A 9,868-nucleotide genomic window follows, 5' to 3' on the forward strand; every position below is an offset into this window, starting at 1 on the left:
CGTTACAGTGCTAATACTTATACTCTTCACTTCCCTTTTTAAATATCATTTTTTCTAGCTAACAGAGTTGCAATTAGCAAATTCCTTGCAAATTGCTTACTTATTTTCCTTAACTTGACGCGTATGATTTGCAACAGTGCCCAAACTTTAACAGAGTATCTATTAAAGATATTGCTCCGGAGGTTACTGCTGAAAGCGTTTCTCTTATGGATGATTTGCATGGTGATCCGACTTTGATAGCATTATTGTAGCAACAGCAAAATGCCTTAGAGCTACCTTACTAGAGATCAAAAAATTCTTAACTGGGCTAAGTTAGGACATATTAAATCAATATCTATCTCAGAACTATACTCCACAGTAAAATGAAAAGTTGGTAGACGAAGCTCAATTTGGAAAAGAGCAAGGAGTTTGCACGCCGAAGGAGTGGAGCGTATAATAAACGTTCAGCATCCGAGGACTTACAAAGACGATGTAGCCAATTGTTCAAATTCAGCGAGTATAGTATATAACAATAACAATTGATTATTTCCTCAATATCCAATAAAATCCTTTTTAAAATTGAGTTAAAAAAATAATGCATAATACTGACGTTATAATAATCGGAGCGGGACCGGTCGGGCTGTTTACGATTTTTCAGGCCGGAATGCTTGGGATGAAGTGCCACATTATCGATGTTCAAGAAACCATAGGAGGTCAGTGTATTACTCTATACCCTGACAAGCCTATTTACGATATACCAGCATATCCTAAAATTGCTGCAGAAGAGCTAATAAAACAGTTAGAGCTTCAAGCTGCTCCTTTTAAGCCTGTATATCACTTAAATCAGCAGGCTACGGAGCTGAATAAGCAAGGTGATTTTTTTGAAATTAGAACCTCAAAAAATACTATTATTAAAAGCAAAGCTATTATTATTGCAGCGGGAGCTGGTTCATTTGGTCCAAACAAACCGCCTCTTGCAAATATTGAAGATTTTGAAGGCAAATCGGTTTTTTATTTTATTAATAATAAAAGTAAATTAGCAGGTAAAAATATAGTTATAGCGGGAGGCGGTGATTCCGCCGTCGACTGGGCTATTTCTCTTTCAGAAATTGCAAATAAAATATATTTAGTGCATAGACGAGATAAATTTACGGCAGCTCCTGAAAGCATAAGGCAGTTAAGAGATATTGCAGAAACTGGTAAAATCGAATTAGTCACCGGTTATCAGTTAAATGCTTTAGATGGCAATAATAGTGAACTTCAAACAGTTATAGTTAAAGACCTGCAAAATAATATTCGCAAATTAGATGCCAATATATTACTACCGTTTTTTGGTTTAAAACAAGATCTAGGCGCTTTAGCTAATTGGGGTTTAGATGTTAAGCTTCAGCATATTGAAGTAGATAATTCCTATTATCAAACTAATATAGAAGGTATTTATGCCATTGGCGATATTGCTCATTATGCCGGTAAGCTTAAGCTGATTCTTACGGGCTTTGCTGAAGCTGCAAGTAGCCTTCATCATGCTTATAGTAGAGTATTTGACGGTCAGGCTCTACATTTTGAATATTCTACCACTAAGTATGGGGAAGGAAGTAAGTATTCCATGTCATGCCTGTGAAAGTATTGTTATGTGAAACAAAAAAAGTACTCGGTATCATACCGTGGCTTGACTACGGTATCCATAAAAACAATAAAAATACTAATATTAGTATTTTTAACTTGATCCCGAGATCAAGTCGCTGGATGACAACTGAAAAAGGATAAAAATATAGTGAATAATATAATTGACGGTAAAGCGTTAGCAAATGAGATACTAGCAGATTTAAAGCTAGAAATTCAAGAACTTAAAAGTCAAACCAATGCTTCACCGAAGCTTGCTATAGTACTAGTGGGCGATAATCCAGCAAGCATTATTTATGTAAAAAATAAAATAAAAAATGCACATAAAATAGGAATCGATACTTTATTAGTAAATCAATCTACTACTATTCATACAAATGATTTAATAACAAAAATCAATGAGTTAAACCATGATAACGAGATTTCGGGAATTATAGTTCAGCTTCCGTTGCCAAACTCCATAGATAAAAATAAAATTTTATCTGCTGTATCACCATATAAAGATGTTGATGGGTTTCATCCTGTAAATGTTGGTTACTTACATAGCAGTATTATAGTCAAATCAGTTGGATTTAATTACAAGGAACAAGGAGCGAAGCCTATAACTAATAGGAGAGAGACAAGTGACGATGTAAGCGAATTCAAATCATTTGACTATAGTCAAGGTTTTATACCCTGCACTGCCCTTGGTTGTCTTGCAGTTATAAAAAAATACGAACCTAATTTAAGTGGTAAAAACGTTGTAGTTATTGGACGCTCAAATATAGTAGGAAAACCTTTAAGTGCTTTACTATTAAAAGAAGATTGCAGTGTTACTATTTGCCATTCTAAAACACACAATTTAAGCTCTATCACTTTAAAAGCCGATATTGTAGTTGCTGCAATAGGTTCACCTTTAAAATTAACTGCAGAATATTTTAATCCTAAATCGATAGTAATTGATGTAGGCATTAATAGAATTAGCGGCAATAAAATTATCGGTGATGTTGATTTTGAACATGTTAAGTCTAAAGTAAAATATATTACTCCCGTCCCGGGTGGCATCGGACCGATGACTATTGCTTTTTTACTTAAAAATACGGTTAAGGCATTTAAGGATTCTTATAGTACAGTATGTCATTTCTGCCTTTAGCGACTTTGTTGCATGGTTCTTATGTCATTCCCGCAAAAGCGGGAATCCAAAAACAGTATCAATACAGCAGATTTTTGAAATTAAAAGCTCGTTTTATCTCGCTTTATGCTGGATTCCTGCTTTCGCAGGAATGACATTGAACACTTTTCTCGAGCCATGCAACAAGGATCCTTGAGCTAGGAATGACATCAAATTTTATAAATACTCGCAAGTTCTACATAATTTCTTACATTATCTTGCATATATTCTAAATCTTGATCAGTTAAAGATCTAACAAATTTTACAGGGGAACCCATCCATAATTCTTTAGATTTAATTATCTTCTTTGGCGGGATAAGACTTCCTGCAGCAATAAAAGCATATTCTTCTATTACTGCATAATCCATTATCGTAGTACTCATCCGATAAATGCATTATTATGTATTGTGCAGGCATGAATAAGAGAAAGATGACCGATAGTTATGCTATTGCCTATTTCTACCGGTCTGTTAAATCTTGAAGTATGAATTACACTACCGTCTTGTACGTTAGTATTATTTCCTATTTTTATTGATTCAACGTCGTCTCCAAGAACTGTATTAAACCAAATACTTGTTGAATTACTACCTCCTATTTTCAACATCTCCTATTAAGAAAAGCTGCTTTCGGCAATATATGCAGTTTTATCGATTCTTGGCATAACTCTTTTATAAGGGATAATAATCATTAATTATAATCTACCCAAGAAATATTACCATCTTTACGATAATACACTATATTGATACGATCATTATTGATATTTTTAAATACTACCGCAGGTAAATCTTCTAAATCCATCTTCATTACCGCTTCTTTTACTGATAATTTAAATATTTCTACAGGCTTTTCAGCGATAATTGCCGGATTATCATTATCTTCGGAATTAGAGGCTTCACTATCAGATTGCAGATTAATAATATATTTGGTACCTTCGTAAGCAATTTCTGATATTTTTACTTTACCAGCATGATGATTTTTGAATTTTGATTTATATTTTCTAAGCTGTTTTTCTAGTTTTGACATAGCTTTATCAAAAGCTACATATGTATCGCTACAACTATCATGACTTTTGACTATATTATGTTTACCTGAGCCATATTTTACTATAATATCACATTTAAAGTTCATTCCCTCTTTTGAAAAATGTATATCTATATTTATTATATCGGTAAAATATTTTTTAACGACTTGCGTAGCCCTCTCTTTTGAATATTCTTGTAAATTATTACCGATCGAAATATGTTGAGCTGAAACTGAAATAATCATAAATAACCTTTATAATCTGAAATAATTAATATATAGGCGTTACTAAATAACACCTATATAATTAATTTATATTTAGAGTAATTTCAAGTTTTATTACAAATTAATTCATCTAAACTTTAGCTGTAGAGCTTAGGACGCTTATCTTTATTTTGTTACGATTTAATTAGTTTTTTAGCAGTCTTTCTGACATAATTAGACTCAATGCCCATTGCTAAAGCAGGTAGCATTAAAATTTTCATTATTTTCAAACAGCCACTTTTTAGCATTATATTCTGCTTTTGTCGATTCTTTTTTGGTAGAAGTATTAGTTGCATCTATTATTGCCTGTATAATAATAGCACTTCTAAGAGCAATATCGGGTATAGGATAAAGTTTAATATGCTCAAAAGGAGTAGTTAATTTAATGACATATGGTTTAGTCATATAAAACCTCTAATAATTATTAATAAAATAAGATTTTATTAATATAAATGTAACCCACAGGTTTTTCTTTTTAATAAAGTCCTTAAAAAGTATAATAATTTTCAAAGCTTTCACTAATAGTTACTAATTTGGATTAATAATAATAAGCAGGAATGTTTAGAGGTTTAAGTGCTGTATATTTTTTGATAAAATAAGATATTTTACTCTTGCAGGAATAGAAGAATTATTATATATATTGTTATCTCGTATCTAAAAGGGGGTGTAGCTCAGTTGGTTAGAGCGTCTGCCTGTCACGCAGAAGGTCGCGGGTTCGAGTCCCGTCACTCTCGCCAAGCCCTGTCAGGGTTTTGGGGTATTTCTTCGTTTTCTAAAAAATTCATATGCTCCTTTTATGTGTCAAAATATCTAATTTTTGTATTAAATCTCTTTTAAATTCCGATTTTTAAATATTATCAAAAAACTAACCCCGTATACTTCTTAAAACAATTTCAATTCATTTGCTTCTAATTAAATTTCTATTGCATTCTTAACACTCCTTATTATTGTCTTGTCTATAAGCTCATTTTTAACAAAATAAATAAATGTATAGTTATGTTTAAAGAACAATCTAAATTTCATATGAAAAACTAATAGAAACAATAAGAGCGAGAAATACAAAATGTAAGGATTAAAACTATATTTTCTACGTTAATATCTTTTGAGATCCTCACACCCGCAAGCCCTTCAATCGTATTATACTTCTTCCATTTAATGATTAAATTTTGGAAAGTCGTGCCAGTTTCAGTATATCCTGAATCCCTAATATCGGAGTATCTAATCCCTAACGTTGAGGTTCAATTAATCGCTTTCGGAGCTAAATAGCTATAACCAGCTAAAATCTGTCCGATATATGAGCATGATTTATATTTACCGATTGCCGTTTCATAACTAATCCAATTCCTACCCAAAGCAATATTACGCTGTGAATAATTCTTAACTTTGCTATCACCGTAAGAAGCTATACTTTCAAAAAACCAATTTTTATTCGGTACATTATATAAGCCGTATAAAGAGTAAATATTGCTCTGTATTTTACTTTTATCACCGACATTATTGCTTTTCTGCTTTACCATTTAAAGCCTGTCCACCGCTAGCTAGTATTAATACCGCAGGTTAAGTTTGAATTAGCAGCAAAGGTTAAATAGTTATTACCGTTACCTTGAATTTCGGTAATAGAATAATTACCGCCAGCAGATAGCGACCTGCACCTACTTTCAGCATTGCTATATTGGTGATTAAACCGGTAACTTCACCTGCTCCGCCCCAATTTAATGTACCATTCACATTACCAGTACTTGTAACGATACCGTCAATTTTTATACCATCATTAAGATTTATTACACCTGCATTACCTTGGAAATCTACATTTACTGAATCTTGATGTTCAAATACCATACCGCCGGTATTTAACATTTATAGCATCTAGAGCGTAAGTAGCGGCTCCTGTTACTTCACCGATACTTATATTTGCAATCTTAGCAGATGTTAGGATTTGGTCGGTAAATACTGCACCATTGTTTATATTTAACTGCTAAATATTTTGTACATCCAAATTATTAGTGACAGTAACTTTCCCTTTGATATTCAAGCTAGCTAACTCATTACCGAGTGTTGCTCCATTATTACCGTTACTGTCTAAAGTTACAATACCGCCACCAAGTTTTTATACTGTTTAAGCTATTAGCAAATGTAACAGTGTGGTCTATCGGTGCAGATAATATTAATTGTGAATCTGCATCACCAAAATTAATGCTACTATTTACGCTACTTAAAAGAGCTAAATTGCCGTTATTAACTTGAACGGTAAAGTTTTGTGGAGTTCCTACCTTTCCTATATTAATCGTTTTAACCGTACCAATACTTGCATCAGTAGATTTTAAGGTAGTGAAAACGTTTAATATACCGTTTTGTCCGTTTGCTATAACAGCATTTAAGTTATATGTATTATTACTGTTAAATTCTAAACACCGTTCACTCCGAAATCAATATTAGGAGTGGTTAGATTTCTGCTAAGCTGTAATACTCCACCGTTTGTAAAATTAATATTACCTACAAATATATCATTTGCTATAGTTACGTTTTTTGTATTATCGCCTTGGATATTTATATTAGTAGGGCTATTTGCAGCATCCGTACCTATATTTTGAGTTACATTACCGATAAAATTCAATGTACCGCCTATACCACCGATGCTAAGTACTGCTCCAGTAATGACAGAGCTGTCTCCTAAATTAAACGTTCCGTTAATACCTTTGAAATCAATATTTCCTACTATGCCTTTATTAGCCGTTAGTGTTGCCAACCCAAGTAAAATATTTACTGCGGCTAATGAGCTATATTACCTATATCGCCGTTATTAAATACTCCTCCTACAAGACCGGGCACCGGTACTCAAGCTTACGCTACCGCGATTAGGAATTGTTGCTCCTGTGGCATTAGAGTTAGTGCATAATGTTCCGCATAGTGATACCGTTGTTAGAAATTTTCTTAATATTTTTGATTTTTTCATTAATATTAACCCCAATATATTAATTATTTTTTAATTATATTAGTAATTAGTTAAGAAATCTTAATGTGTTTTATATAGATAAAGTTAATTTTAATTAATAATTTGTAGCAACTTTTTTACAACAATAGATTTTTAGGATTATTTATAAGAAAGTAATAAATTTTATGGATTGAACCACAGTCGAAAGATTACGGTGTTATTGCATGGCTCGGTTTTTCCGTAATTGCGAGAAGGCATTGCCCGCGTGAATACCAACTTTAGCGAATTCCAAGACCCCGTTGTTGTTATATTCCACTTTAGTTTGATCGCTAATTACTGCTTCTTGTAGTTCAGTGTGTTGTTTCTGTCCTTCTTGTGCATGCTGATCATTAGGATTAGTTACGAGTAGTACATTGAGGAGGGATATTTGCCATAATGATTTATCAGCTCTGCTGCTGTTATAATTGTCTGAATCTTTTACGAAAAATCTCTGTTTAGAGATAAAATTATTATCTTCTAGAGTCTTTAATGCTTTAGCTAGACTGTTTCTATGTAATTTAAGCTCTTTTTGTAATTCTTGATATGATGTAACAATAGAGTATAAATTATGAGTTAACGAATTATCAGAATTGTATTTATTAGCATAAAACTTATAAATCTTAGTAAAAAGATACAGCATTATTATTTTAGATGTTGCAGCAATGCTACAATTAGAATTTAATCCTTTTAAGAACTGATAAGGCACTCTTATAAACATCTTAGTTTTTTCAAGATGTTGCCTTTTGCCTTTTATGGTAGGTATAAAAGTTTTATCTATAGAATCCAAACTCTTTGAGTTACTTTGGTGTACTGCTTCATCATGTATGTCACATAAATCAAACCTATCAGGCTCATATCTAAGATCATTAAACACCTTATCAGGAATAGTTGTGGTAATAATGTTACGATTATTCTGCCCTTTATCATTCTTATCTCTATGAACAAGGAAATATCCTTTATCCTCTAGGGCTTTTTGTAGAACAAACACTTCAGCTTTAGAACAAGATAACCTAGAAGACCAGCTTTTAGCAGGTAGCGAAATAGATCTATTACGTCCTTTAGAGGAGTTAATATAAGAACAAGAATCAGCTAAGATATAGTACATCTTCTCAAGAGAAGATAACCTAGAGCATGATAATATGTGTGATAATAAACACCCAGTTACCGGGATGTATGATTGATTATTTGTGGTATCATGGTATTTATGTATACTTATATCGTCACTTGGTAGCCCAAGCGGGTAAAATAATTGCATTTTATGCTCCTTTTATGGAGCTAAGTACCTAAAACCCTTGACTTTTTTTTAGAAAAATGATACACGTAACAAATGTAGATAGCAAAATGTTGGACGCATTTTATTTAAAATATCTTCATTGTTGTGGACGTTGGGTTTCTATATTTTTAGAAACTTAACTCCTCTACTTATATTCCTCATGCTTCTGTAGCTTTATTGATGCTAATTTCTCCATTATAGCACTAGTAATCCAAATAGATCTGTCTTGATTTTCCTGAGCCCTATAACTATCTAATTCTACTAACAACCTTTCTGGTATGTTAATTGAAATTTTAACTTTTCCATCGGAAGTAGATTTCTTTCACCTAGATAAATCATTATTAATTTAAACTTTACCAGACACTACAACAGATATTTTTATAATACAACAAAAAAATATTATTTATTTATAATTAGTGTAATATTTATTACCACAATTTATATTATATATATTACTAAGAGGAGGAGTTGGTATAATTAGTTACCTTCTTTATATTAGAATCTAAATTATCTGATATAAAATTAATTAAACCTCTAATAACTTCAGAATCTGAATATATTTTTCTATGATTATGACTATTGACTACTTTAACAATTTTTATAAGATTTTCTGCATCTAATTGTCTTAAACGAAAGGTTTTAGTCTTATAATGAGTTGTTTTATCATTGGATGAGGTAATAAATCCACTTTTTTCTATAGGCTTGTTTGCAATTATTTTTGTAACAGTTTTTGAAAGCTTACTTTCTGCGAATGGATTTAGTTTAGATTTATGCATAATGTATCACCTCTTCTACTAGTAAGCTAAAATCCTGTGCGCCTTTTGAGGAATTATTAAATATTTGTATAGGCAAATTATTAATTTATGCTTGGTTAATAGCTTCATTTTTTCTAATTATAGTCGTTAATAAATGTTTATCCAAAGCATTTAACTGTTCATTAATGTACCTATTAGTTTGAGATTTTTTTTGTTCATATAAATTTTTTAAAATAAAAAATTTATAATCGTGTTCTTCTTTTATTTCTTGTATTGCTGTTAATAAATCAGCCATTCCATCTAGTGAATATCTCCCATAATTTGTAGGAATAATTATTGCATTGGCACAATATACGGCATTTATGGCTAAAATCCCTAGCGTTGGCGGGCAATCTAGAATTATATAATCATAATCCTTTTTTATATTATTTAAGTGATTTTGTAGTATCCTTTCTCTGTAAACAGTACTACTAATTTGCTCAATAACAGTCGCAAGTTTTATATTAGAAGGAATAATTTTTAAATTATTTAATTTTTCATTATGTACTATTGCTGCTATAATTATATTATTAATATCTAGCTTCTTATTAATAAAAGCAGTAGCAATGGTTTTATCGTATGAAACTGTTTCTGGGCAATATATACAACTAGAATGAGCCTGAGGTTCAAGGTCTATAAGTAATACGCGAGATGTTTTCTTATATAAACCAAAGGAAATATTAACAGCAATAGTAGATTTACCGCCCCCCTTTTTTGATTTATTATTGCAATAATTTTGAGATGACATACACAATCTCTATGTGATACAAGTGTAATGCACACGTACCACACAA

The 9,868-nt window shown here is 31.6% G+C and carries 7 protein-coding genes, 1 tRNA gene and 6 pseudogenes; 6 read left to right on the forward strand and 8 right to left on the reverse strand.

All coding sequences use genetic code 11. The features are described 5' to 3' along the window. Window positions 1-128 precede the first annotated feature (128 nt). The 5 genes and pseudogenes from ACKTSD_RS04440 to ACKTSD_RS04470 all read left to right on the forward strand — a co-directional run. On the forward strand, window positions 129-251 hold the full coding sequence (locus ACKTSD_RS04440) for a hypothetical protein (RefSeq protein WP_412708183.1): 123 nt from the start codon (window positions 129-131) through the stop codon (window positions 249-251). Window positions 252-574: 323 nt separating this feature from the next. Continuing rightward, window positions 575-1,600: an NAD(P)/FAD-dependent oxidoreductase gene (locus ACKTSD_RS04450; protein WP_412708185.1), complete on the forward strand. Its 1,026-nt coding sequence runs from the start codon at window positions 575-577 to the stop codon at window positions 1,598-1,600. Then, entirely contained in the window at window positions 1,591-1,746 is a 156-nt protein-coding gene (locus ACKTSD_RS07855) for a hypothetical protein (RefSeq protein ID WP_456237199.1), read from the forward strand. The genes ACKTSD_RS04450 and ACKTSD_RS07855 overlap by 10 nt, the downstream gene beginning before the upstream one ends. Window positions 1,747-1,753: 7 nt before the next feature. Further along, window positions 1,754-2,155, forward strand: a pseudogene (locus ACKTSD_RS04460) (tetrahydrofolate dehydrogenase/cyclohydrolase catalytic domain-containing protein); the annotation flags it as partial. Between the two features lie 105 nt (window positions 2,156-2,260). Further along, window positions 2,261-2,734, forward strand: a pseudogene (locus ACKTSD_RS04470) (bifunctional methylenetetrahydrofolate dehydrogenase/methenyltetrahydrofolate cyclohydrolase); the annotation flags it as partial. Window positions 2,735-2,922: 188 nt separating this feature from the next. On the opposite strand, the pseudogene ACKTSD_RS04475 reads toward ACKTSD_RS04470, so the two are convergent. The 3 genes and pseudogenes from ACKTSD_RS04475 to ACKTSD_RS04485 all read right to left on the reverse strand — a co-directional run bounded on the left by ACKTSD_RS04475 (window position 2,923) and on the right by ACKTSD_RS04485 (window position 4,441). After that, a pseudogene (locus tag ACKTSD_RS04475) lies at window positions 2,923-3,440 on the reverse strand (gamma carbonic anhydrase family protein). Next, complete coding sequence (hpf, locus tag ACKTSD_RS04480; RefSeq protein ID WP_412708186.1) at window positions 3,440-4,018, reverse strand: ribosome hibernation-promoting factor, HPF/YfiA family; 579 nt, start codon at window positions 4,016-4,018, stop codon at window positions 3,440-3,442. The pseudogene ACKTSD_RS04475 and the gene hpf overlap by 1 nt, the downstream one beginning before the upstream one ends. A 152-nt stretch (window positions 4,019-4,170) precedes the next feature. After that, window positions 4,171-4,441, reverse strand: a pseudogene (locus tag ACKTSD_RS04485) (hypothetical protein). A gap of 255 nt (window positions 4,442-4,696) precedes the next feature. On the opposite strand from ACKTSD_RS04485, the gene ACKTSD_RS04490 reads away from it, so the two are divergent. Continuing rightward, window positions 4,697-4,773 (forward strand) — tRNA-Asp (locus ACKTSD_RS04490). A 501-nt stretch (window positions 4,774-5,274) separates the two neighbouring features. Here the strand turns inward: ACKTSD_RS04490 and ACKTSD_RS04495 are convergent. The 5 genes and pseudogenes from ACKTSD_RS04495 to ACKTSD_RS04515 all read right to left on the reverse strand — a co-directional run bounded on the left by ACKTSD_RS04495 (window position 5,275) and on the right by ACKTSD_RS04515 (window position 9,822). Next, window positions 5,275-5,553 (reverse strand): autotransporter outer membrane beta-barrel domain-containing protein, encoded by a 279-nt coding sequence (locus ACKTSD_RS04495; protein ID WP_412708187.1) that lies wholly within the window; start codon window positions 5,551-5,553, stop codon window positions 5,275-5,277. 26 nt (window positions 5,554-5,579) lie between these two features. Then, window positions 5,580-6,776, reverse strand: a pseudogene (locus ACKTSD_RS04500) (autotransporter outer membrane beta-barrel domain-containing protein); the annotation flags it as partial. 469 nt (window positions 6,777-7,245) lie between these two features. After that, window positions 7,246-8,262 (reverse strand): annotated as a pseudogene (locus ACKTSD_RS04505) (chromosomal replication initiator DnaA); the annotation flags it as partial. 473 nt (window positions 8,263-8,735) lie between these two features. After that, complete coding sequence (locus ACKTSD_RS04510; RefSeq protein WP_412708188.1) at window positions 8,736-9,056, reverse strand: hypothetical protein; 321 nt, start codon at window positions 9,054-9,056, stop codon at window positions 8,736-8,738. An 85-nt stretch (window positions 9,057-9,141) separates the two neighbouring features. Then, on the reverse strand, window positions 9,142-9,822 hold the full coding sequence (locus ACKTSD_RS04515) for a ParA family protein (protein ID WP_412708189.1): 681 nt from the start codon (window positions 9,820-9,822) through the stop codon (window positions 9,142-9,144). Window positions 9,823-9,868 lie beyond the last annotated feature (46 nt).

The organism is Candidatus Rickettsia kedanie (assembly GCF_045865205.1).
Classification (GTDB): Bacteria; Pseudomonadota; Alphaproteobacteria; order Rickettsiales; family Rickettsiaceae; genus Rickettsia; species Rickettsia australis.